This window comes from Caulobacter sp. GW822-FHT01G02 (genome assembly GCF_058802865.1).
In genome coordinates this window covers 254,627-278,507 of record NZ_JBXAON010000001.1, presented here as the reverse complement: position 1 = coordinate 278,507, position 23,881 = coordinate 254,627, and the positions used below count along the sequence as shown (strand labels likewise).

The 23,881-nt window shown below is 67.7% G+C and carries 17 protein-coding genes; 6 read left to right on the top strand and 11 right to left on the bottom strand.

The window, feature by feature from the left end; genetic code table 11:
• Positions 1–15 precede the first annotated feature (15 nt).
• Positions 16–2,319 carry a TonB-dependent receptor gene (locus AC1RNC_RS01260; protein ID WP_492883041.1) on the bottom strand — a complete coding sequence of 768 codons (2,304 nt, stop codon included), beginning with the start codon at positions 2,317–2,319 and terminating at the stop codon, positions 16–18.
• 449 nt (positions 2,320–2,768) lie between these two features.
• Here AC1RNC_RS01260 and AC1RNC_RS01255 point away from each other — a divergent pair, with 449 nt between their 5' ends.
• Complete coding sequence (locus tag AC1RNC_RS01255; protein ID WP_492883039.1) at positions 2,769–3,179, top strand: nuclear transport factor 2 family protein; 411 nt, start codon at positions 2,769–2,771, stop codon at positions 3,177–3,179.
• A gap of 78 nt (positions 3,180–3,257) precedes the next feature.
• On the opposite strand, the gene AC1RNC_RS01250 is transcribed toward AC1RNC_RS01255, so the two are convergent.
• The 3 genes from AC1RNC_RS01250 to AC1RNC_RS01240 are packed head-to-tail and all read right to left on the bottom strand — an operon-like array spanning position 3,258 to position 5,931.
• On the bottom strand, positions 3,258–3,659 hold the full coding sequence (locus tag AC1RNC_RS01250) for a nuclear transport factor 2 family protein (protein ID WP_492883038.1): 402 nt from the start codon (positions 3,657–3,659) through the stop codon (positions 3,258–3,260).
• Between the two features lie 9 nt (positions 3,660–3,668).
• On the bottom strand, positions 3,669–4,427 hold the full coding sequence (locus AC1RNC_RS01245; RefSeq protein ID WP_492883036.1) for an SDR family oxidoreductase: 759 nt from the start codon (positions 4,425–4,427) through the stop codon (positions 3,669–3,671).
• 25 nt (positions 4,428–4,452) lie between these two features.
• Positions 4,453–5,931 (bottom strand): carotenoid oxygenase family protein, encoded by a 1,479-nt coding sequence (locus tag AC1RNC_RS01240; RefSeq protein ID WP_492883034.1) that lies wholly within the window; start codon positions 5,929–5,931, stop codon positions 4,453–4,455.
• A 124-nt stretch (positions 5,932–6,055) separates the two neighbouring features.
• On the opposite strand from AC1RNC_RS01240, the gene AC1RNC_RS01235 reads away from it, so the two are divergent.
• A complete protein-coding gene (locus tag AC1RNC_RS01235; protein ID WP_492883032.1) occupies positions 6,056–6,511 on the top strand; it encodes an SgcJ/EcaC family oxidoreductase in 456 nt (151 codons plus the stop codon).
• A gap of 189 nt (positions 6,512–6,700) precedes the next feature.
• Here AC1RNC_RS01235 and AC1RNC_RS01230 read toward each other — a convergent pair whose 3' ends face one another.
• From AC1RNC_RS01230 to AC1RNC_RS01210, 5 genes are all read right to left on the bottom strand, one after another.
• On the bottom strand, positions 6,701–7,909 hold the full coding sequence (locus AC1RNC_RS01230) for an acetyl-CoA C-acyltransferase (protein WP_492883030.1): 1,209 nt from the start codon (positions 7,907–7,909) through the stop codon (positions 6,701–6,703).
• Between the two features lie 192 nt (positions 7,910–8,101).
• Complete coding sequence (locus AC1RNC_RS01225) at positions 8,102–10,411, bottom strand: xanthine dehydrogenase family protein molybdopterin-binding subunit (RefSeq protein WP_492883028.1); 2,310 nt, start codon at positions 10,409–10,411, stop codon at positions 8,102–8,104.
• Complete coding sequence (locus tag AC1RNC_RS01220; protein WP_492835348.1) at positions 10,408–10,872, bottom strand: (2Fe-2S)-binding protein; 465 nt, start codon at positions 10,870–10,872, stop codon at positions 10,408–10,410. Before AC1RNC_RS01220 ends, AC1RNC_RS01225 begins: the two co-directional genes overlap by 4 nt.
• A 7-nt stretch (positions 10,873–10,879) precedes the next feature.
• On the bottom strand, positions 10,880–12,169 hold the full coding sequence (locus tag AC1RNC_RS01215) for a c-type cytochrome (protein WP_492883026.1): 1,290 nt from the start codon (positions 12,167–12,169) through the stop codon (positions 10,880–10,882).
• Positions 12,170–12,305: 136 nt separating this feature from the next.
• Positions 12,306–13,583, bottom strand: coding sequence for a glycerate kinase type-2 family protein (locus AC1RNC_RS01210; protein WP_492883024.1), 1,278 nt, complete (start codon positions 13,581–13,583; stop codon positions 12,306–12,308).
• Positions 13,584–13,778: 195 nt separating this feature from the next.
• Between AC1RNC_RS01210 and AC1RNC_RS01205 the strand changes: the two genes are divergently transcribed.
• The 3 genes from AC1RNC_RS01205 (at position 13,779) to AC1RNC_RS01195 (ending at position 19,297) form a co-directional block, all read left to right on the top strand.
• Positions 13,779–14,987 carry a TetR family transcriptional regulator gene (locus AC1RNC_RS01205; RefSeq protein ID WP_492883022.1) on the top strand — a complete coding sequence of 403 codons (1,209 nt, stop codon included), beginning with the start codon at positions 13,779–13,781 and terminating at the stop codon, positions 14,985–14,987.
• A 244-nt stretch (positions 14,988–15,231) separates the two neighbouring features.
• The gene (locus AC1RNC_RS01200) at positions 15,232–17,442 is read left to right on the top strand and encodes a TonB-dependent receptor (RefSeq protein ID WP_492883021.1); all 2,211 of its coding nucleotides are present in this window, start codon (positions 15,232–15,234) and stop codon (positions 17,440–17,442) included.
• Positions 17,443–17,506: 64 nt separating this feature from the next.
• Complete coding sequence (locus AC1RNC_RS01195; RefSeq protein ID WP_492883020.1) at positions 17,507–19,297, top strand: alkaline phosphatase D family protein; 1,791 nt, start codon at positions 17,507–17,509, stop codon at positions 19,295–19,297.
• A 60-nt stretch (positions 19,298–19,357) separates the two neighbouring features.
• Here AC1RNC_RS01195 and AC1RNC_RS01190 read toward each other — a convergent pair whose 3' ends face one another.
• Positions 19,358–20,986, bottom strand: a complete 1,629-nt coding sequence (locus AC1RNC_RS01190; protein ID WP_492835360.1) for an ABC-F family ATP-binding cassette domain-containing protein — start codon at positions 20,984–20,986, stop codon at positions 19,358–19,360.
• A gap of 156 nt (positions 20,987–21,142) precedes the next feature.
• Positions 21,143–21,430, bottom strand: coding sequence for a hypothetical protein (locus tag AC1RNC_RS01185; RefSeq protein WP_492884410.1), 288 nt, complete (start codon positions 21,428–21,430; stop codon positions 21,143–21,145).
• Here AC1RNC_RS01185 and mprF point away from each other — a divergent pair.
• The gene (mprF, locus tag AC1RNC_RS01180) at positions 21,312–23,801 is read left to right on the top strand and encodes a bifunctional lysylphosphatidylglycerol flippase/synthetase MprF (RefSeq protein WP_492883019.1); all 2,490 of its coding nucleotides are present in this window, start codon (positions 21,312–21,314) and stop codon (positions 23,799–23,801) included. The genes AC1RNC_RS01185 and mprF overlap by 119 nt on opposite strands.
• Positions 23,802–23,881: the final 80 nt, after the last annotated feature.

Below are 23,881 nucleotides of genomic sequence, written 5' to 3'. Positions count from 1 at the left end.
CGCCAGGATAGGGAGTTAGAACTTGGTCGAAAGCTCGACGCCGAAGGTGCGCGGGGCGCCAAACGACGACACCGCATCGCCCAGGATGTCGATGATGTTGGTGCGGTAGACCTTGTCCGTCAGGTTGCGCCCCCAGACCGAAACCGCCCACGGCTTGTCCGCCGGCGACAGGCTGATGCGGCCGTCCAGCAGACCGTACGGCTTCTCGTACTGGACCGTGTCGGGCGCCCAGAACATCTTGCCCTGCTTCTTGTAGGCCAGCTTGAAGTGCAGCGCGTCCTCCAGCCCGAAGGCCGCGGTCGTGTATTCGGCGCTGGCCGACAGCTGGTACTTCGGCGTCCGCTGCATGAAGTTGTCGTTGTACGAGATCTTGGTCACCGGATCGACGAAGTCAGTATATTTGGCGTCGAGGATCGAGCCACCCAGCGCCAGGCGCAGGCCCCGCATCGGCGCGATCTGGAACTCCGACTCGACGCCCTTGATCTCGGCGGCGCCGGCGTTGGAAATCACGTTGCACAGGCAGGTGCCGTCGGTGCGCTGCACCTGCAGATCGGTGTAGTCCATGAAGAACACCGAGGTGTTCCACCGCGCGCGGCGGTCCATGAACTCCCACTTGTAGCCGGCTTCGTAGTTGGTGACCGACTCTGGCCGATAGGGTTGTTGCGCGGCGAAGGCGTTGGGCGCGTCGTTCTGGAAGCCGCCGCCCTTGAAGCCCACCGAGACCGTGGCATAGGCCATGAAGTCGTCGTTCGGGGTCCAGGTCAGGGTGGCCTGCGGGGTGACCTTCGACCACTTCTGGGCATAGGGCGTCAAGAAGCCGTTGGCGTCGGTCAGCGGGGTCAGAGGGGTCTTGTCATTGGGGTTCAGCTTGTCGCCCAAGGCGATGGCCCTGCCCTCCTGCGTGCCGCTCTTCTTGTCGCGCGTGTAGCGGACGCCGGCTTCCAGCTTCACCGTGTCCGTGAACTTGTAGCCGAGCTGGGCGAAGACGGCGATGTCGCGGTTCAGGCCGTGGTCATCCCAATAGCTTTCACCCGACAGCGCGCCCAGGACGGTGCTCTCGCCCCAGAAGCGGTTGGTCTGACGCACCTTGTTGTGCAGATAGAAGCCGCCGACGATCCAGTCGAAACGGCTGTTGTCATAGTGCGAGGTCAGACGAACTTCCTGGGTGAACTGGGCGATGTCCTCGACGAAGTTCACCGGCTCGGCGAACAGCAGCGGGGTGATGACGCCATAGCCGTTGGTCGGACCGACGCCCGACTGATCGTAGAGCGTGAACGCCTGGCCGCCGCGATAGCCGGTCACCGAGGTGAAGCCGACATCCGGGAAGATGTCCTTGTCGATCTTCAGGATGAAGCTGGCCGACTCGTGCTGGACGCGCTGGCGGGTCGGAGCGGCGTCGCCCTTGAACTGCGGCCACATCGGCAGGCTCTCGCGGATGGAGAGACCGCCGCGCAGGGCGGCGATGGCCAGGCGGGCCTTGTACCAGGGCGCGAAGCACTGGGCCGGCGTGGTGCAGGTCGTCTCGCCCATGCCCACGCGGTTGGGACCGTTGCTGGTGTCCCAGTTGTAGTCGGCGATGAAACGGACGCGCAGGTCGCTGCCTTCGGGCCTGTAGAGCAGCTGGCCGCGGATCTGCTTGGAGTCCAGGTCCTCCAGATCGACGTCGTGGAGAATGTCCTTGGCGTAGCCGGAGTGGTTGATCGTCTGGAACGACAGGCGGCCCGCCAGGGTGCTGGTGATCGGACCGGTCACGTGGCCGGTGGTCTGTTGCAGGTTGTAGTTGCCGAAGGTCACGGCCACCTGACCGCTATAGTCGAACTGTGGCGCGGCCGAGATGACGCTGATCGCGCCGCCGGCGACGTTCTTGCCCAGCACCACGCCCTGCGGACCGCGGATCAGCTCGACCCGGTCGATGTCGTAGAAGGACGTGTTCAGATTGCCCGAGCGGCTGACATAGACGTCGTCGACGAAGGTCGAGACCGACTGGTCGGCGGTCGGGGCCGACAGGCGCGTGTTGACGACGCCCCGGATGTTCAGTTCCAGCGCCTGGGGCGAGTTCTGGGTGAAGGACAAGCCGACGGTGGCGTGGCCCAGGTCCTCGGAATTCATGATCTTGTCGCGCGCCAGGGTCTCGCCGCCGACGGCCGAGATCGAAAGCGGGGCCTGCTGCAGGTTCACTTCGCGCTTTTGCGCGGTGACGATCAGTTCCTCGAGGGTGTTCTGCGGCGCGGTCTGGTCGGCCGAAGCCGCGAGCGCGGGCGCGCCCAGTCCGACGCCCGCGATCAGCGCGATGATGGAAGCGGATCTCTTGAGATGCATGTCATTCCTCCCCGGGGACCTGCGCCGATCAATCGGTCTTGGAGTCCCTTGTGTTGATGACCGGGCAAGCCCGGGTGGTTGCGGCTCGAGGGGGTGGCGCGCTGCGGGGGCGTGTCGTGCTCGCGACGGCCGAGGCCTGCTGGCAAATCGCTTGCATAACAGAAAGGCATTTACTGGATCACGGGATCGCGGCGGCCAGCGCGGCGACACTCGTGAAAGCCCCTATGAAGCGCTTCCCCTCTGATTTAGGGGCTCTTAACCGGCCCATGACGCGAGAATTGTCCTTTTAGTCTCGTAACGCAAGTGTCTATTTTAGGCGCGCAAACCGCCCCGCTCGCCCGTATCCATGGGTCGACAGAGGCGCGAGCCTGACATTAAGTACGGTTATAAAAGCTAAAAGAACAACGTCGGCTCTGGTCAAGCTTGGAGCCGATTTCAGGGAGAGAACCATGCTGACCCATGAACAGAAGATCGCGCGCGGCCTGGAGATGGCCGACGCCTGGAAGCGCATGGACTGGCGCGCGATCGCCGACATGTTCACGCCCGACGGCGTACTGCACTCGATGATGGTCGAACCCATCGTCGGGCGCGAAGCGATCTACGCTCGCGTCTCGGCGCTGGGCGAAGGGCTCGAGGCGATCGAGCTGAAGATTCATCACATCGGGGTGGTGGATGGCCTGCTGTTCATGGAGCGCAGCGACGAGTTCACGATCCGGGGCAAGTTCGGCTCGGCCCCGGTGGTCGGGATCCTCGAATTCGAAGGCGACCTGATCAAGACCTGGCGCGAGTACTACGACCGCGCCCACCTGCTGAAGGCCATGGGCGTCACGCAGGACTTCGACCACGCGGGCCGCCACTAGCTGGCGAACAAAAAGGGCGGGTCCCGCGAAGGACCCGCCCCAGTCTGGCGGCCGAGTAGGAAAGCCGCGGATCTCGTCTTAACGACCGAACGGGCGCAGGGCCGCCGACTTGGCCGAGTCCAGATACTCGTCCAGCCGCGTGATCACCCCGTTCTCGACCTTGACGACCACGCAGGCGTCCATCGCCCAGCGCTCGCCATTGGGCAGGGTGGCCTCCAGCACGTGCTGCTGCACGAAGCCGTCCGGCAGGGCCTCGACGCGCAGCACGCGGTAGTTGCGGTCAGGCAGGGTCTTCACGAACCAGGCCAACACCTTGAGGTTCTGGTCGACGGTCTGCTCGATATTGTCGGTGTTGTGCCACAGCTTGGCGTCTGGCGCGTAGAAGGCCCGGACGGCTTCACCGTCCCCGTCCTGGATGGCGGCCACGAAGCGCTTGGCGAAATCCACATAGTCCATTTTCGAGGTGTCGGGCTTGGACATGAACGCTCCTCAGCGGCCAGTGGTGACGCGCTCGCCCGCCAGGGAGCGCCGCATTTGAAGTTCGAAGCCCTTCGGATCGCGCGCCAGGTTGGCGCGCACGTCGATGGCCATGAAGTCGGTGTCGACCTCGTCGGCCTTGCGCTTGATGGCCTTCAGGCCGGCCTCGGCGATGGTCGCCGGCGTCTCCTTGAAGCCCTCGACATGGCTGGCCATCCGCGTGTCGACCGAGCCGACGATCAGGGCGACGACATTGGTGTTCTGCGGCGCCAGCTCGGCGCGCAGGCAGGTGCTCATCGCTCGCGCCGCGAACTTGGACGGGCTGTAGCCGCCCATGCCCGGCACGGCCACGAGCCCACCGGCCGACAGCACGTTGACAATCGTGCTCTCTGGACTCTTGGCCAGGATCGGCGCGAAGGCGCGGCTCATGCCCAGAGGGCCGAAATAGTTGACCTCCATCTCCAGGCGCGCGGTCTCCAGGGTGGGAGCCTTCAGCAGGGTCTGCATGCCGAACTGGCCGGCGTTGTTGACCAGGATCGTCACGTCCTGGCATTGCGCCGCCGCGGCCGTGATCGTCTCGGGCTTGGTGACGTCCAGCGCGATCGCCACGACCTTGCCGCCGGCCTCGTCGACCAGATGCTGGGCGCTGGCGACGTCGCGCGCGCCGACATAGACCTTGGCCGCCCCCGCGGCGACGAAGGCCCGCACGAAGGCCTCGCCGATGCCCCGGTTGCCGCCGGTCACCAGCGCGACGCTGTTCTTGATATCCATTTGAAACTCCCGGATTTCGGCGCGCTCAGGCGGCGCTGACGCCGTCGCGGATGAAGGCCCGGTCGGCCCAGACGCTATGGGTGCCGCTGGACAGCTTGTGCGGCAGGGCGATGCGCACGACCGGCCCGTCCTCGAAGCGCTTGCAGTCGATCAGCACGCATTCGGAGGTCTGCTTGTTCTCGTCGATGATGAAGCTGACGAGATAGCCGTCGTCCTCGTCCACGGCCCCGATGCGCGGCACGAACGGCGACTCGCTGGCGTAGCGCCCCTCCGGCAGGGTCACGCTCCAGGACTCGCCGGTCTCCAGGTCGTGCTTGACGAAGCCGGTGAACAGGAACCAGCCGGGCTTCGTCGTCGTCGAATAGGCGTAGCGGTAGGGCTTGCCGGCATAGCGCTGGTTGAACATGCCGAACTCGAGAATCCGCTCGTCCAGATGCTTCTCGGTCGTCTCGCCGGTCTTCAGGTTGAAGCGCCAGCGGTGCAGCTTGGGCCGGAACGACTGCTCGTCCAGGAACGCCATCAGGTGCCCCATGCCCTCGGGCGCGTCGGCCAGCGGCGGCGGGGTCGGATCCTCCTGGAAGTAGCCGTCCATGACGATCTCGTCGCCGTCCTCGTAGGCGTTGAGGAAGTGCAGGATGTAAGTCGGCGCGGCCTCGAACCAGCGAATCTCGTCGGAGCGTCCGTAGCGCGGGATGATCCCGAACCGCGACGGCAGGTCCCGGTGGAACCGCGTGGCGTGGATGTTGCGCTTCAGCAGTTCCTGGTCCCAGAACACTGGCAGGTCGTTGAGGATCGAGTAGTGGGTCGTGAAGACCATGTCGTGCGGCAGGCGCGGCCCGGGCAGGCCGATCGGCACGTAGTGCGTCGTCTTGCCGTGCCGGTCGACGACCCCGTAGTGCATGTACGGCGCGTGCTTGGAGTAGTTGAAGAACAATAGCTCGCCGGTGGCCTCGTCGATCTTCGGGTGGGCCGAGACGCCGTCCAGCGGTCCCCAGCTGGCCACTCCGCCCTGCTCCAGGGTTTCCGGATCCAGCCAGTAGGCCTCGCCGCACTGGTAGAAGGTCGAGACGATCTTGCCGCCGTGCACGACGACGTCGGTGGACGAGGCGTCCTTCATGCCGCCATGGCAGCCGAAGCCCGGCCGCGTCGAGACGCCCGGACCGTCCATGAGCCCGCCCCATAGGGAGCCGCCCGCCTCCTGCTCGGCCTGAAAGCCTCGCGTGCGCACGAAGCGGTTGCGGTAGTCGGCGCGCCCCTCGCGGATGCTGATCATATGGACCATGCCGTCGCCGTCGAACGGGTGATAGCGGCCTAGCGGACGGTGGACGGGGTTCTCGGTGTTGCGGATGTAGACGCCGTCGATGTCCGTCGGGATCGCCCCCTCCAGCACGGTCAGGTCGGTGGCGTTGACCTCCTCGTGCTGCGGCGTCCACGGCCCGGACATGTAGGGGTGATTGCTTTGCCCAAGCGTCGTCAGAACGGGGGGCAGGCGCTCCAGCTTCATCGAGACTCTCCCTGCTTCAAAGACGACGTGACCGCGCCTCTTGTCACGACCCTAGCACCATGGTCTTGTTATGCAAGTGATGTCGTAGCGTCATCCGGCGCATAAAAAGTCACGGGAGGAAATCATGAAGATCGCAAGCCTGGTCGCGTCGCTGACGCTCGCCCTGGCCCTCGCCTCGCCGACCTTCGCGCAGGACACCGACGCCAGCCGCTTGGCGGTGGCGCGCGACATGATCGCGGCCTGGAAGCACGCCGACTGGCGCAAGGTCGCGGACCTGTTCGCCGAGGACGGAACGCTGAAGTCGATGATGGTCGCGCCGGTCAAGGGCCGGACGGCGATCTACGAGCGCATCGCCGCCCTGGGCAAGGGCGCGCCCGACGGCGTCACCCTGGACATCGCCCACATGGGGATCATCGACGATCTGGTGTTCATGGAGCGCACCGACCGGTTCGTCTACAACGGCCATCCCGGCGCGGTTCCGGTGGTCGGCGTGCTCGACATCAAGGACGGCAAGATCGTGGAGTGGCGCGAATATTACGACCGCGCCAGCCTGGAAAAGGCGCTGAAGGGCGAGCCTTAGGGATCTAACTCAAAAAGCCTTCAGCTTCCCTCCTTGTCATCCCGGCCGGAAGACCGCGTAGCGGGCTGTAGAGCCGGGACCCAGGGGCAACCGCAGTGCATTGGCCCCTGGGTCCCGGACAGCCTCTGCGAGGCTTCCGGGATGACAAGAGTTTGTGGCTTTCGGGGGCGCTCCGATGAGAGCGCCCGCCTACCCTGCCCGCTCGAGAACCATAGCCGCCCCGACCCCGACGCCGCCCGTCGCCACGACCAGGCCGGTCTCGACATCGAACTGGGCCATGTCGTCCAGCAGGGTCGTGGTCAGGATCGCCCCGGTCGCCCCCATCGGATGGCCCATCGCCAGGTGCCCGCCATTGGGGTTGAGGCGCTCTGGATCAAAGCCGAAGTCGCGCTCGAACAGCACCGGCACGGCGGCGAAGGCTTCCATATATTCGACGACCCCGACCTCGCCGAGCGTCACGCCCGCCCGGTCGAGCGCCTTGCTCATCGCCACCGGCCCGGCCGTCAGCTGCAGGACATGATCCGCCGCCGCTTCGCCCAGGGCGCGGATCCTGGCGACCGGCGTCAGCCCCTGCCGTCGCCCCACCTCCTTTGAGCCCAGCAACACCAGCGCCGCGCCGTCCGAGATCGGCGGGCAGTGGGCGATGGTATGCAGATGCTCGACCTTGCCCAGCTCGGGGAAGCTCTCCAGCAGGATATCGTCATAGCCTTCCGCGCCCGTGGCCGCGAACACCGGCCCGAAGCGCTCCAGCGACTTGCCGTCGCCGTAGTCGCGGATGTTCTCGTCGCGATCCAGGGCCACCGTCTGGTCCTCATTCAGGATCGGCACGACCCGGCCGGCATAGCGGCCCTCGCGCCAGGCGGCGGCGGCGCGCTGGTGGGACTTGAGGACGGCGGCGTCCAGCGCGGCCCGCGTCAGGCCCTCGCGCGTCGCCAGCAGATCCGCCGCCAGCCCGACCGGCGCCCAGCCCATGCGCCTGGCCAGCGCCATGTCGGTATAGAAGTCGGCCTGGTCGGCCAGGAACGGCGTCTGTGACATCGACTCCGCGCCCCCCGCCAGGGCCAGGTCGACCTCGCCGGTGGCGATGCGCCGCGCCGCGTCCGCGATCGCCGACAGCCCCGAGACGCAGAAGTTGTTGATCGTCAGGCACGACATCGCGTCGGGCAGTCCCGCCTGGATCCGCGACGCCAGCGCCAGGTGGCCGCCCTGCACGCCGAACTGCGTCACGCAGCCCAGGGTGAAATGAGCGGCGGCGTGGACCGCCTCGCGACCGTTCCTCGCCTCCAGAGCCCGCACCAGTTGCGCGACGAGCTCGGCCGGCTTCACCCCGGCCAGCGAACCGTCCGGACGCCCCTTGCCGCGCGGCGTTCGCACCGCGTCAAAGATGTAGACGTCCATCCAGCCCCTCCCGGAAAGTCAGTATTCGTTTAAAAGTCTTTTTAACGAAGTGACCTAGATCCGACCAGAAAGCAATCCCATCGTCGGCGGATCGCGAGACGCGGATGGACGCTTTGAGGTTGCGCGGAGGTTGCGGTCAGCGACCGGCGCCGCTTCCCGAGACGGGGCCGCGGCGCCATGCCGATGGGACGATCAGGTCTGTTCCGCGAGCGCCTTCAGCACGGCGGCCGAGGTGATCGGGATGTGCCGCAGGCGCACACCGACCGCGCGGAAGATGGCGTTGGCGATCGCCGGGGCGACCACCGTCGTCGCCGGCTCGCCGAGGCCGACCGGGACCTCGACGCTGTCGACGAACTGGATGTCCAGCTCCGGCGTGTCGGAGATCCGAAGGGGCGTGTAGGTGTCTAGGTTCAGGTCCTTGACCTGGCCGTTCACGAACTCGGTCCCCTCGTGCAGGGCCATGCTCAGGCCCCACAGCGCCGCGCCCTCGGTCTGGGCGCGGGCGCCGTCGGGATCGACGATGGTGCCGGCGTCGGTCACCAGGGTCAGCTTCTGGACCGTGACCACGCCGCTGGCGCGATCCACATGGACCTTGGCGACGCAGGCGACCCAGGTCGGCATGTCGCGTTCCTGGCCAAAACTGGCAGCCAGGCCCAGGCCGGTGTCCTTCGGCAGGGGTCGCCCCCAGCCGGCGGCTTCCGCCGCGCGACGCACCACCTCGGCCTGGCGCTTGGCCCCGCCCTTGGTGCTGGCGTCGCTGCCCGCGTTGGCGCCGGCGCCGGTCAGCAGCTTCAGCCGCAGGGCGACCGGATCGGTCTTCAGGTGATGAGCGGCTTCGTCGATGAAGCTTTCGCCGGCCCAGTTGGTCCACCCCGGCCCCACCGACCGCAGCCAGCCAGGTCGGAAGGTCTCGTTGGCCAGGTCATTGTTGATGGCCCGCACCTTATGCGCGCCGACCTCGTACCAGTGGTCGGCGCCGGAAATGGCGAAGGGGTCGTAGGCCACGCCGTTCTTGCCCTTGGGCATCAGGGCCGGGGCGTTGGCCAGAGTCGGCCAGCCGGCGGCGGCGTGGTGCTCCTGGCCCAGGATGTTTCCGGCCCCGTCGAAGGCCATGCGCACCGTCTGCACCGAGGGCGAGCGCACCGAGTCGAAGCGCACATCGTCCTCGCGGGTCAGCACCAGCTTGACCGGCTTGCCCAGCGCCTTGGCCGCCAAGGCGGCCGGCACGGCGTAGTCGCCGTTCAGCCGCCGGCCGAAACCGCCGCCCAGCATATAGGTGCGCATGACGATGCGGGTCTCGGGACGGTCCAGCGCCTTGGCCAGGGTCGGCAGGATCAGGCTCTGCCACTGGTTGCCGGTGTGGATCTCCATCACCCCGTCCTTCTCGAAGGCCAGGGCGTTCAGCGGCTCGAGCTGGAAATGCAGGACGGTGGCGGCGGTGTAGGTCTGCTCCAGAACCGACTTGGCGGCCTTGAAGGCCGGGGCGGTGTCGGCGGTCTTGTTGTCCAGCAGCGCGCCGCCGTCAGGCCTGGCGATCAGGCTGGCGGCGTGGTCCTGCAGGTCCTTCTCCGACACCTTGGCGCCCGGCCCGGCGGCCCATTTCACCTTGACCAGTTCCGACGCGCGCAGGGCCGCCGGATAGCTTTCGGCGATCACCAGCACCCAGCCGGGAACGGTGTCGGACGGATCCTCGATCGTCAGGCAGCGCAGGTAGCCCTTGATCTTCTTGGCTTCGCTGTCGTTGACCGACAGAACCTTGGCCCCATGGCGGGTCGGCGGCAGCTTGGGCCGCGCGAACACCATGCCCGGGACCTTGGCGTCGATGCCGTAGATCGCCGTGCCATTGACCTTGGCGGCGATGTCCAGGGCCTTGCCGGGCTTGCCGATCAGCTTGCGTTCGGCCGCCGGCTTGATCGGCAGCTTGGCCAGTTCGTCGGGCGTGAACTGCCGCGCGACGCCGCCGCGCTTGACGATGTCGCCGTACGAGATCGACTTGCCGCCGACATGGACCACGCCGCCGCGCGCCGTCCCGCCGGCCGGCGAGACGTTCAGCAGCTTGGCCCCGGCCTCGACCAGGGCGATGCGTCCGGCCGCCCCGGCCTGGCTGAAGATCGGGAAGGTCTGCCACACCGACCAGCTGCCGCCGGTGACCATCAGCCCCCATTTGGGATCGGTGTCGACATGGACGATGCGGACCTTGTCCCAGGCGACGTCCAGCTCGTCGGCCAGGATGCGGGCCAGGGCGGTGCCGACGTGCTGGCCCATCTCGGCGCGGATGATGTTGACCGTGACGACGCCGTCGCCGTCGATGGCGAACCACAGGGTCGGCTCGAACCGGGGTCCTGCCGGGCTCACGGGGACACCGCCCGGAACGGCGGGATCCATCGCCGCCTCGACCAGGGCCGAGAAGCCGAAGGCCAGGCCCGCGCCGGTGGAGGCGACCAGGAAATTGCGGCGCGACAGGAAGCCGCCGGTCTCACCTTTCGGCGGCAGGCGGCTCACGACTTCTCTCCCATCGCCGCGGCGGCCTGCTTGATGGCCGCGCGGATGCGGACATAGGTCATGCAGCGACAGAGGTTGCCGCTCATGGTCGCGTCGATGTCCTGGTCGGTGGGCGCGGGGAAGTCCTTCAGCATGGCGGCGGCCTGCATGATCTGGCCCGACTGGCAGTAGCCGCATTGCGGGGTCTGCAGGTCCAGCCAGGCCTGCTGCACGGGGTGCTGGCCGTCCGGATCGAGACCCTCGATGGTGGTGACCTCAGCGCCGTCGACGGCGCTGATCGGGGTGATGCACGAGCGAGTCGCCCGGCCGCCGACGTGGACGGTGCAGGCTCCGCACATGCCGATGCCGCAGCCGAACTTGGTGCCGGTCAGGCCGATGTCGTCGCGGATCACCCACAGCAGGGGCGTATCCTCGTCGGCGTCGATGGAGACGGCCCGGCCGTTGATCGTGAACTGGGTCATGGCTGGCTCACTTTCCCTGCGCGCGGATCGCCGCGACCTTCTTCTCGAGGTTCGGCCAGGCGGGCTTGTCCGTGCGGGTGGCGCGCAGATAGGCGGCCAGCTTGGCGACGTCGGCGTCGCTGAAGCGGTTGAAGCCGGGCATCACGACCCCTGGCGCTCCATCCTTCACGCTGATCCCGTACAACACCACCTCGATCAGGTTGGTCGGGTCGTCCAGATTGACGGCGCTGTTGAGGGCCAGGTCCGGCCGCAGCGGATTGGGCTGGCCCGCGCCGTTGTAGTGGCAGGACGCGCAGGCCGCCGTGTAGAGCCGCGCCGACGGATCGTTCTGCGGACCGACGTTGAGCCGGTTGGCGGCGGCCGCGCGTTGCAGGGCCGGCGCCAGGGTCGAGGCTCGACTCGCCGCGCCGTCGCGGTCGGCGAAATAGACCGCCAGGGCCTGGATGTCGGCGTCGGGCAGCGTGACGAGTCCATCGTGGACCACCGGCGCCATGGGGCCGGCGGCGACGCCGTGATAGCGGCTGATCCCGGTGCGCAGATAGGCGACAAGCTCGGCCTGGTCCCAGGGCGCGGGCGACGGATTGGCGGCCGTCAGCGGCGGGGCGATCCAGTTGTCGATGGCCGCGCCGGCGAAGGCCTTGTCGTGCTTCTCGGCGCCCAGGACGTTGCGCGGCGTGTGACAGGCGCCGCAGTGGCTGACGCCCTCGGCCAGATAGGCGCCGCGGTTCCACTCGGCGCTCTTGGACGCGTCGGGCTCGAAGCGGCCGGGCTTGAAGAACAGCAGCTTCCATCCGGCCTGCAGCGCGCGGATGTTCAGTGGGAAGGGGACGCTGTTGCGCTTGGCGGGCGCGTCCACCGCCGGCCGGGTCATCATATAGGCGTAGAGGGCCGAGACGTCGGCGTCCGACAGCTTGGTGAAATGGTCGTAAGGGAACGCCGGGAACAGGTGGGCGCCGTCGCGGGCCACGCCCTCGTGCATCGCCCGGCGGAAGGCCGCCTCGGACCAGGTTCCGATCCCGGTCTTCGGGTCGGGGGTGATGTTGGTCGAGTAGATCGCGCCGAAGCTCGTCTTCATCGGATAACCGCCGGCGAACGGCTGGCCGCCCTTGGTGGTATGGCACGTCGAGCAATAGCCGGCCCCGGCCAGCACCGCGCCGCGCGCGACCAGTTCAGGCGCGAAGCTGGACGGCGCGGGCGGCGCGATCTTGTCGATCGCCGGGCGCCAGGCGAAGACCCCGAAGCCCACCAGGCCGACGACCACGATCGCCAGCGTTCCGACTAGGAGACGTTTCAGCACGGGGGCCCCTCCTGGCGGTCCCGCGCGGACGCGCAGCGCCCATCCGCAACAAGGCCAGATGCGGGGAGCTTGGGAGCAAATCCGACCCCAGGCAAGACATACGGACGTTCTGCGAGACGTTCGCAACGCCGCTCGGTCATCGCGAGCCCTCCGAGGACGGGGCGTCGATCAGGATCGCCCGGAAGTCATTGACGTTGGTGCGAGTAGGACCGGTGACCAGCAGGTCGCCGAGGGCGGCGAAGGCGCCGTATCCGTCGTTGTCGGCCAGACGCTCGGCGGCGTTCAGTCCCAGGGCCGAGAGGCGCGCCAGACTGCTCGGAAAGAGGATCGCCCCGGCGTTGTCCTCGGAGCCGTCGACACCGTCGGTGTCGGCGGCCAGGGCGTGAATTCCGGCCCGGCCGTCCAGGGCGACCGCCAGGGCCAGCAGGTATTCGGCGTTGCGGCCGCCTCGGCCGCCGCCCGTGACCGTCACGGTCGTCTCGCCGCCCGACAGCAGCACGCAGGGCGGCGCGACCTCGCCGCGCCCGGCGGCGATCTCCAGGGCTCGCCACGCCTGGGCGGCGGCGACGCCCCGGGCCTCGCCCTCGATCGCATCGCCCAGGATGACGGGAGTCAGCCCTCTTTCGGAGGCCGCCCGCGCCGCGGCGTTCAGGGCGTCGCGAGGGCGTGCGATCAGCGCCGTTCGCGCATCCGGGACGGCCTTGGGCGTTTCGCTGCGGGGGTCATCCAACCAGGCCCGGACACGGTCGGGGATGGCGATCCGCCAGCGCTCGAGGATCGCCAACGCCGCCTGGCGCGTCGTCGGGTCGGGAACGGTCGGCCCCGAGGCGATCGTCGAGATGTCATCGCCAGGCACGTCGGAGATGGCCAGGGTCACGACACGCGCCGGCGCGGCCAGCAGCGCCAGCCGGCCGCCCTTGACCGCGGACAGATGCTTGCGAACGCAGTTGATCTCGTCGATCGCCGCGCCGCTGCGCAGCAGTTCCCGCGTGATGGCCTGCTTGTCCGCCAGGGTCAGTCCCGGCGCGGGCGCGGCCAGCAGCGCCGAGCCGCCGCCCGACAGCAGGCACACCACCAGATCATCGGCGGTGAGGCCCTTCAGCAGCGCGATCATGGCGGCGGTCGCGGCCAGGCCCGCCGCGTCGGCGACCGGGTGCCCGGCCTCGACGACCGTGATGCGCTGGCACGGCGCGCCGTGGCCGTAACGGGTGATCACCAGCCCTTCGAGCGGGCCCTCCCAGTGAGCTTCCAGAGCGGCGGCCATGGCGGCGGCGGCCTTGCCCGCGCCGACCACGATCGTACGCCCCTTGGGCGGCGCAGGCAGATGCGGCGGCAGGCAAAGCCCTGGGGAGGCGGCGTCGACCACCGCCTGGAACATCGCCTTCAAGGCCTCCTGGGCTTCGATATCCGTCACGGGTCCGCGCCTTCTCCAGTCCGTCTCCGGGTTAGGCCGCCCACGGCCCATCCGGCGAAACGCATCGGATCCGCCGAAACCTGACGCGCCGCCTTCAGCGTCGCCGCGAAGCCAGCGCGCAAAAACCTTTTCCCGCCCATTTTTTGCGACGCGATCTATTGAGGCTCGCGGGCGGGCTCACGCTATAGAAAAGTCATGACTTCAGGACCACCCGACGCCGCTACCACCCCGGAGCCCCAGGTAGATCGCCTGATCGAGGCGGCTCGGCGAGAGCTTGCCCATGGCGGCCTGCGCGCGATGAGCTTCCGTCGCCTGGGCGACGCCGTGGGCGCGACATCGGGCGCCCTGGCCTACCATCTCGGCGCCAAGGCCGACATCCTGAGCGAGGTCGTCGCGCGCGAACGGCTTCGCGACCAACGCTGGCACGACGAATGGCTGGAACGCCTGGATGGCCTTGAACGCCTGGATCGCCAGGCCTTGGCCGCCATCCTGGAGCAGTATCTCGACGCCATGGTCCAAGGCGAGGCGCGCCTGACGCAACTGATCTGGATGGACCTGGCGCTACGGGCGCCGCGCGACGCCGAGGTCGCCGCCCAGGTGACGCCGTGGCTGGCCGAGCGCCGGGCCTTTTGGACGCGACTGTTCGAGGGGCGCATCGAGGCCCCGGCCATCTGGGCGGGCCTGGCCGCCGCCTATGTCACGGACGAGGGCTTCAACGGCCTGGTCGTGGGCGACGACCTCGACTATCGGCTGCTGCGCCGGATGGCGATCGACCGACTGTCCAGCCGGCTGGAACGCGACGGCATCGGGCGCGAACCGCTGTTCTCTCGGCTGGTGCGGCGCATGGATCGGCGCCTGGGCCTGCCGGTGGGCGATGTGGCGGCGGACGCCATGGGGCCAGGTCCAAGGCGCGAAGCCGCCCTCGCCGCCTGCCATGTTCTGGTCGATAGCGGCGCCGAAGCGCTCACCCACAGGGCGGTCGCCGAGCGCGCCGGTCTGTCCCGTTCGGCCGTGGGCTATTATTTCAGGACCGCGGCGGACCTGTTCAAGGCGGCGATCAGCGGGGTCTATCTGATCGCCGATGGGCGTGGCGATCCGCCCCCCGCGCCGCCCGGCGTTGATCCGATCCTGTGGCGAGGCCAGGCTGTCGCGCGCGGGGAACTCGCCGTGGTCCTGGCCGCCGCCCGGGACCCGGCGCTGTCGCCCTATGTCATCGATCAGCGCCGCTGGCGTGGCGTCAACTATGTCCGCCTCTTGAGATCCAGAGGCTATTCCGGTCTCGACGCCCTCGACGGCCAGACGGCTTCGCTGGTCGCCACCGGACAGACAATCCTGTCCGGTGTGGACGGCGACGACCGCCGCGACCTGTTGCTGAGCTGGCTGATCGCGCGCCACAAGGACTAGACAACCGTTCGATACCGTAAGGGGAAATCGGCGGCATCTCGCTTCCAAAATTAGGACAACTGTTATGTTGACGTCATAATCACCTGCGATTAAGCCCCTGCTCAATAACTTTTAGGGAGGGGCGCTTATGTCGGCACAAGGAATTTTTTCGGCCTTTCGTCTGGCTCTTTGCTGCAGCGTCAGCGCGCTGGGCGCTGGACAAGCGTTTGGACAGGAGCTGCCTGCTCATGACGATGTCGCGACCGTGGGCGATATCATCGTCACGGCGCAGAAGCGCACCCAACGCATCTCGGAAGTGCCCATGTCGATCAGCGCCTATGACGGCGCGACCCTGGAGCGGCTGGGGGTGACGGAGCTGGACAGGATCGCCCAGCTGACGCCGGGCCTGGTCATCCAGCTGCAGGACCGCCTGCTGCCGGGGATTTCGCTACGCGGCATCACCTCGGACGATACGTCGCCGGCGGCCGAGCCGCGGGTCGCCCTTTTTCAGGACGGCGTGCCGATCACGCAGATCGCTTCTGGCTATGGCGAGATGTTCGATGTTGACCGCGTCGAGGTCGAAAAGGGCCCGCAATCGACCCTGCACGGTCGCTCGGCCTTGAACGGGGGGATTTCCACCTTTCAGAAAATGCCGACCGACACGCTCGGTTTCGAAGTTCGCGCCGGACTGGGCGACCATGGTCAGCGGCTGGCGCAGGCCGTGGCCAATCTTCCGGTGAACGAGAGTTTCGGCCTTCGCATCGGGGCGCTGAAGCGTCAGCGAGACGGCTTCCTGAAGAACACCCAGGGCGGAACCTATAACAATGTCGACGGCCAGGCCTATCGACTGACGGCTCGCTACGCGCCCACCGACGCCTTCAAATTCCGGTTCTCGGGAACATACGACCGCGACGACACCGACAGCGGCGGCGCCTTCAAGTCCAACGTCTTCGTTCCCCGCAACCAACAGACCGGCGCGGTCGAGGGCGACCTGCGTTTCTGGACGCCGACCCACCTTGGTACGTTCGGCGACATGGCGGCGGACTACAGCCGACGGAAGATCGTCGGCCTCAGCGGGACCGCCGACCTGACTCTGAACGAGCGTTTCGACCTGACGTCGATCAGCGGGTATCGCTGGTACAAGGCCTGTCAGGCGGGCGATATCGACGGTACGCCCACCAACATCATCGCCTACGACCTCTGCAATGACGGGGAACAGTTCTCCCAGGAATTGCGCCTCAACATTCGACGTAACGGGATCTTCGAAGGTTTCGTCGGCGCCAGCTATTTCAACGCCAGCAATTCCCAGCAGACGGACCTCGGCGCCGACGAGCGCGCCATGGCGTTGCTGTTTTCGGGCACGCTGCACCGATATGCGCCCAACGGCCTGACGAACAGCCAGATCAACGCGGCGCTCGGTTCGGCGGCGGCCAACTACAAGCCTTTCCACCTGGATCGCCGGCGACAGACGGCGGACATCGAAACCTATGACCTGTTCGCGGATGGAACGTTCCATCTCACCGACAAGCTCCAGGCCTTTGTCGGCGGACGCCTGACCTGGGACGACAAGGCGGTGTCCATGCAGGTCACGACGCCCAAAGGCGTATCCCGCCTGACCGGGGGCGCGCTGCTGATGACCCTGACGCCGGCCGGCGGGATCGTCACGGGGGACCACGCCTCCAACCTGGCCACGGGACGGGCCGGGCTACGCTATCAGGTGACGCCGACCGTGAATGTCTACGCGGTCTACGGGATCGGCAAACGCCCGGAGAGCGTCGACCTGACCGCCTCCGGCGCCGTCAACATACTGCCCGCCGAAGAACTGGCGTCCGCCGAAACGGGGATCAAATATCGCCTCTTCAACGGCGCGCTGTTCGGCGACGCGTCGATCTACCACTTCGACTATTCCAACTTTCAGACCTTCCAGCGCAATGGCGACCGCCTGGAGCCCGTGAACGCGGGCAAGGCCAAGGCGACCGGTTTCGAGACCCAGGCGACCTGGCGACTGGCGGACGGTCTGTCGGTGTTCGGAAGCTACGCCTACAATCACGCGCGCTTCAACGGCGGCGCCTATGACGGCAACAGCTTCCGCAACAGCCCGGACAACAAGTTCGCGCTCGGCGTCAACGCCTCGGTTTCGACGCGCCTGGGCGAGCTGTCGCTCACCCCCGTCTACAGCTGGCAATCGAAGATCTTCTTCTCCGACGACAACGATCGCTCCGACCTTCAGGTCCGCTCGCGCGCGGTGTTCTCGGACAAGACGGTCGATGAATACCAGGACGCCTTCGGCCTCCTGAACATCCGGCTCGGCCTGACCCCCGCATCCGGCCCCTGGTCGTTCGCGGTCATGGGCGAAAACCTGTTGGACGAGAAATACATCGTCGACGGCGGGAACACGGGCGACTCCTTCGGCATGCCGACCTTCATCACGGGACCTCGCCGCACCGTGCGGTTCGAAGTCAGCGCTCACTTCTGACGCATCGGCGGTGACCGGAGCGTCGCGCGCGACGGTCACCGCCCCCCCCTAGGGAACCAGAACCATGAAGCTTGATCGACGCGCCGCCCTCGGCCTCGTTGGCGCGGCCGCCTATGCGGCGACCGCGGGAAACGCCACCGCGCGCTCCGAGGAGCCCGCGAATTTCCTGCACGGGGTCGCCTCCGGCGATCCCCTGCGCGATCGGGTCATTCTCTGGACCCGCGCCACGCCCTCGCGCCCCGACGCCGCGGCGGTGTCCGTGGATTGGGAGGTCTCGACGGACGCCGACTTTAGGAAGGTGGTCCGACGCGGCACGGCGACGACCACCGCCGCCCGCGACTTCACCGTCAAGGTCGATGTCGCGGGGCTGCGGCCGAACACCGAGTATCGCTATCGCTTCCGCGTCGGCGACCGGATCTCCCCCGTCGGCCTCACGCGCACCCTTCCGGTCGGCTCCGTGTCGGAAATGGTCCTCGCCGTCGCCTCCTGCGCGCTGTATTCGACCGGATTCTTCAACGCCTACCGTGACATCGCCAACCTCGATCGCGTCGATGTCGTTCTGCATCTAGGGGACTACATCTACGAATACGGCGGCGGCCCCGACCAACTCGGCATGAGCATCGGGCAGAAAATCGGCCGCGCGCCCACCCCCGCGCACGAGGCCCGCACCCTCGCCGACTACCGGGAGCGGCACGCCTGCTACAAGCTGGACGCCGATCTCCAGGCGGCCCATGCGCGAGCGCCCTGGATCTGCGTCTGGGACGACCACGAAACCGCCAATGACTCCTGGAGCGGCGGGGCGCAGAATCATCAGCCCGACGAAGGCGTATGGAGCGATCGTCGCGACGCCGCCGTGCGGGCCTTCTATGAGTGGATCCCCATTCGGGAGCCTGAACCGGGCGCATCGCCGCTGGCGATCAATCGCACCTTTGAACTGGGCGATCTGGCGACCCTGATCATGGTCGAAAATCGTTTTCTCGGCCGCGATCGCCAGATCAACCTGCGCGATCCCAACGATGTGACCTGGAACGCGGTGGACCTGACCGTTCCGGACCAGCCGGCTCTGGTCACCGATCCCGAACTCAAGCGGAAGATCCTGACCGCGTTCAGCCAGGGTCGGCCCGTGGCCGCGCCCTATGGCGTCAGGGTGGACGCCGATTCCATCCGCCGCTCCATGTCCCGGCCCGACCGCAGCGTCTATGGCCATGCGCAGGAGGCCTGGCTGCGCGATCGTCTGGCGGAGTCGGTCAAGGCTGGAAAGCGCTGGCAGGTGGTCGGCAATCAGGTGGTGATGGGGCACACGACGGGCGCCGACATCGCCGGCTTCCTGGGAAAAGAGGGCTGGGCGCGGGCCTTTGAACAGGTGACGCCCCTCCTGCGTCCCTGGCTCGAGCAACTGGCGACGCTGCCGAGCGATGTTCCGTTCGAATTCGACGGCTGGGACGCCTATCCCGCCGCGCGTGATCGCATGAACCGGATGTTCGTGGAGACGGGGAGCCGACCTCTGGTGCTGTCGGGCGACAGCCACGCCTTCTGGGTCAATGAACTGCACGACGCCCAAGATCGACGCGTGGCGGCCGAGCTCGGGGTCACCGCCATCACCAGCAGCAGTCTCGGCAACATGTTGGGCGACGTCGAGCTTGGGCCGGCCTTTTCAAAGGCCTGCCCGGAGGTCCGTTTCTGCCAGCATCTGACGAAGGGATACGGGCTGGTCACCTTGCGGGCCGACGACGTCCGGATCGACCTGATCGGCGTGACCACGGTTCTCGAGCGGAACTACGAGCGGTTCGTCCTGAAATCCTACCGGGTTCCCTCCAATCCGGCGGGCGGCGTCGGAGCGATGGAGGAAATCTAAACCGGGCGGGCGATCACGATCGATCGTGGACGAATGTGATCGCCCCGCACGGCCTCGCCGCTACCCGCCCGGATGCAGCCCCGGCGCTTCCTGGCCCGTGCGGGCGACATATTCGGTATAGCCGCCGCCGTACTGGTGGACGCCCTCGGGCGTCAGTTCCAGCACACGGTTCGACAGGGCGCCCAGGAAGTGGCGGTCGTGCGAGACGAACAGCATGGTGCCCTCGAAGTCCGCCAGGGCCGCGACCAGCATCTCCTTGGTCGCCATGTCCAGGTGGTTGGTCGGTTCGTCGAGCACCAGCAGGTTCGGCGGATCGAACAGCATCTTGGCCATGACCAGACGCGCCTTCTCGCCGCCGGACAGGACCCGGCAGGGCTTTTCGACATCGTCGCCGGAGAAGCCGAAGCACCCCGCCAGGGTGCGCAAGCTCCCCTGCCCCGCCTGCGGGAACGAGCGCTCCAGCGACTCGAAGATCGTCTCTTCGCCGTCCAGCAGGTCCATGGAGTGCTGGGCGAAATAGCCCATCTTGACGCTGGCGCCGATGTTGACCGCGCCCTGGTCGGGCTTGGTGTCGCCCGCCACCAGCTTCAGCAGGGTCGATTTGCCGGCGCCGTTGGCGCCGAGGACGCACCAGCGTTCCTTGCGGCGCACCAGGAAATCGAGCCCCTCGTAGATCGGCTGGGCGCCGTAGCCCTTGTGGACATTGCGCAGGCTGATCACGTCGTCGCCCGACCGCGGCGGGCTCTGGAACTCGAACTGCACCGACTGGCGACGGCGCGGCGCCTCGACGCGTTCGATCTTGTCGAGCTTCTTCACCCGGCTCTGGACCTGGGCGGCGTGCGAGGCGCGCGCCTTGAACTTCTCGATGAACTTGATTTCCTTGGCCAGCATGGCCTGCTGGCGCTCGTATTGCGCCTGGCGTTGCGCCTCGCCCAGCGCGCGCTGCTGGTCGTAGAAATCAAGGTCGCCGGAGTAGCTCGTCAACGTTCCCGCGTCGATCTCCACCACCTTGCCGATGATGCGGTTCATGAAGGCGCGGTCGTGCGAGGTCATCAGCAGGGCGCCCTCATAGTTCTTGAGGAAGGCCTCAAGCCAGATCAGGCTTTCCAAATCCAGGTGGTTGCTGGGTTCGTCCAGCAACATGCCATCGGGCCGCATCAGGAGGATGCGGGCCAGCGCCACACGCATCTTCCAGCCGCCGGACAGCATTCCGACATCGCCGTCCATGCGTTCCTGGCTGAAGCTCAGGCCGGCCAGCACCTCGCGCGCCCGCGCCTCCAGCGCATAGCCGTCCAATTCCTGGAAGCGCTCCAGCACCTCGCCATAGCGCTCCATGATGGCGTCCAGCTTGTCGGCCTGGTCGGGATCGACCATGGCCGCTTCCAGCGTCGCCATCTCGGCGGCCAGCGCGCTGACGGGACCGACGCCGTCCATCACCGCGGCGACCGCGCTCTGGCCCGACATCTCGCCGACGTCCTGGCTGAAATAGCCGATCTTCATGCCGGGATCGATCACGACCAGACCGTCGTCGGGCTGCTCCTGACCGGTGATCATGCGGAACAGAGTCGTCTTGCCGGCGCCGTTCGGGCCGACAAGCCCGACCTTCTCGCCCTTCTGGACGCCCATCGAGGCTTCGATGAACAGGAGTTGGTGGCCGTTCTGCTTGGAGATGTTGTCGAGGCGGATCATGGGCGGTCTGCTAACGCGGGCGGGCGGAGAACACCAGCCTTAGAGTCCCACCAATTCCTCGCCTCGCGCATCCGCCAAAGGCGGCGATCGGCGCGGAGTTCCACCTCGTCCGTCACGGCGTCGGCCTGCCGCTTTCGCCGTTCATGTTGTTGTGTGTCAATGCGCGGAGGTCGGGCGATCGTAGTCGATCGGCAAGGGAAATAAACGCATGACTGCAAGCGCGAGCGCCGCCAGGGCGAATAGATGGTCGGCGGTTTCCATCGTCGCCCGCGCCGCGCGGACGATGCTCGGTGGCCGAGTTTTCAAGATTGCGTTCGCCGCGTCCGTGTTCCTGGCGGCCCTATGGCTGCTCGGGCGGGAGCTTCGGGGATCGTCGCTCACGGCGGTCGTCGACGCGGCGCGCGCGACGAGACCGTCGGCGTTCTTTTGGGCCATCGTCGCCACGGCGATGAGCTATGGCTGCCTGGCCGTTTCGGAATGGTGGGCGCTGCGCACTGTCGGGCGCCGTCTTTCCGCGCCTCGTATCGGGCTGGTGACCTTCGTCGCGTACGCCCTGTCCAACGGCCTGGGCTTCAGCATGGCGACAGGCGCGGCGGCCCGGCTCCGCTTTTACCGCCCGTGGGGACTGAATACCGCTGAGGCGGCGGCGGTGAGCGTGCTGGCCGGGCTTGCCGTGACCCTCAGCGGCCTGGTGACCGCCGGGATCGCCCTGCTGGTTGTCGGCGACCTTCCGCTCGCTTACCGCGCGCTGGGCGTCTTGCTCGTTTCGCTGGGCGCCCTGTGGTTCGTGCGGCTGCCGGACAGGCTATGGTTTCTGCCGGGCTTGAGACCGCTCACCCCGCCGCGCAGGCTGGGCGTGCTGGCGCTTGGCGGGGGCGTCGCCGACTGGGTGTTCTCGGGCCTGGCGCTGTTCGTCCTGCTGCCCGGCGCCGCCGTCGCCGATTTCCTGCCCTTTCTCGCCATCTTCGTGTTCGGCTCGGTCGTCAGCGCGGTCTCGGGCGTGCCCGGAGGGGTTGGCGTATTCGACGCCATCGTGCTGGGCTTGAGCCACCGCTTCGCCGTCGCCCACGAGACGGCCGCGGCCTTGATCGTCTACCGACTGGTCTACGCGGTCGGACCCTTGATGATCACCGCCGCGGGGTTGTGCGCGGCTCAGTTGGTCCGCGGGTTGCGCGGCGCCCGGCGCGCCGAGCTGAAGGTTGTCGCGGCGATCTCCGCGCCGACCGTCTTCGCCGCCCTGACGTTCTATCTCGGCGCGGCCCTGCTGCTCGCCGCCGCCAACGCGCCCATTCGGCTGGCGTCGCTCCAGATGGGCGCCGAGCTCCCGCGCTCGGCCCTGATGTCGAGCGTCACCGGCGCGCTGTTGCTGGTTCTGGCCCAGGCGCTCTGGCGCCGGCGGGAGGCGGCCTATTATGCGAGCCTGGCCTTGCTGCTGGCCGGCGCCGTCGGCGAACTCTGGCGGGGGTTTGGCTGGATCTCGGCCGGCCCCTTGCTGGCCCTGGCGCTCTTGCTGGCGCCCTGTCGCTTCGCCTTCGATCGCCGCTCGGTCTTGACCCGCGACCTGGCCTCGCCGGAGTGGTTGGCGGCGATCGCGCTTTCGGGCGCGGCGGCCTGGATCCTGGCCCGCATCGTCGCGGCGGACGCGCAGGCCCTGGGCCGTCCGTGGTGGTCGTTGGCCGTGACGACGGGACGCTCCGGCGCGCTGGCCCTGGCTGCGGCCCTGGCGGCGATGGCGCTGATCGCGGCGGTCTGGAGTCTGCTCCGCGCGGCTCGGCCCGGTTTCACGCGTCCGGAACCCCAGGCGCTTGAGCGCGCCAAGTCCATCATCCTTGACGCGGGCCATGTCTCCTGTGACGCTTTTCTGGTCCTGATGGGCGACAAGGCGCTGATTTTCTCGCCTTCGGGCCGCAGCTTTGTGATGTACCGGCCGCGCGCGGGGCGTTGGATCGCCATGGGCGACCCGGTCGGACCGACCCAGGACCGCCCCGCGGCGATCGAGGCCTTCGCCGCGGCGGCCGATGAACACGATGCGCATCCCGTGTTCTACGCCGTGGAGGAAGAGAGCCTGGCGGATCTCGTGGCCGCGGGCTTCCTGCCCGTCAAAATTGGTGAGAGCGCTTCCGTCGATGTCGCGCGCTTTGACCTGAAGGGTCATGACAAGCAGGACCTGCGCCTGGCTCGCAACCGCGCCCTGCGCCACGGCTTGGTGTTCGAGGTCTTCGCGCTGGGCGATCCGGCGACGCCGTGGGCGGCGCTGGCGAACGTCTCGCACGAGTGGCTTTCGGCGCACGCGGGCGCGGAAAAGGGCTTCAGCCTGGGAGCCTTCGATCTCGGCTACCTCAACAACTTCCCGATCGCGGTGCTGCGGCAGGGAGCCGACGTGGTGGCTTTCGCCAATATCGTGGCGTCCCCGGATCGCTCGAAGTTCGGCGTGGACCTGATGCGGGCGCGCCGGGACGGGCCATCGAGCGCCATGGACGCCCTGTTCATTGAGCTGATCGCCTGGGGCCGCGACCAGGGCTATGGACGCTTTGAGCTCGGGATGGCGCCGCTGGCCGGGCTTGAGATGAGCGGCGTGGACTCCTGGTCCCGGCGCATCGAGCGGTGGATCTACCATGCCGGCGAGGGGCTCTACGGCTTCGAGGGCCTGCGGGCCTACAAGGACAAGTTCGGTCCCGAGTGGCGGCCCATCTTCCTGGCCGCGCCGCCGGGCCTGCGTCCGCTGGCTCTTCTCACCGACGTGGCGCTCCTGACGAGCGGCGGGGCGCGGGGGTTGGCGCGCAGGCCGCGTCCGGAAGGCGGGGCCGAACCATGAAGCCGCCCCGTGCCGCTCGCACGCCTTGGCGCACCGCGGCATGCGAGTCACCGTGGTGAGGCTTGACGGCGATCAATGTA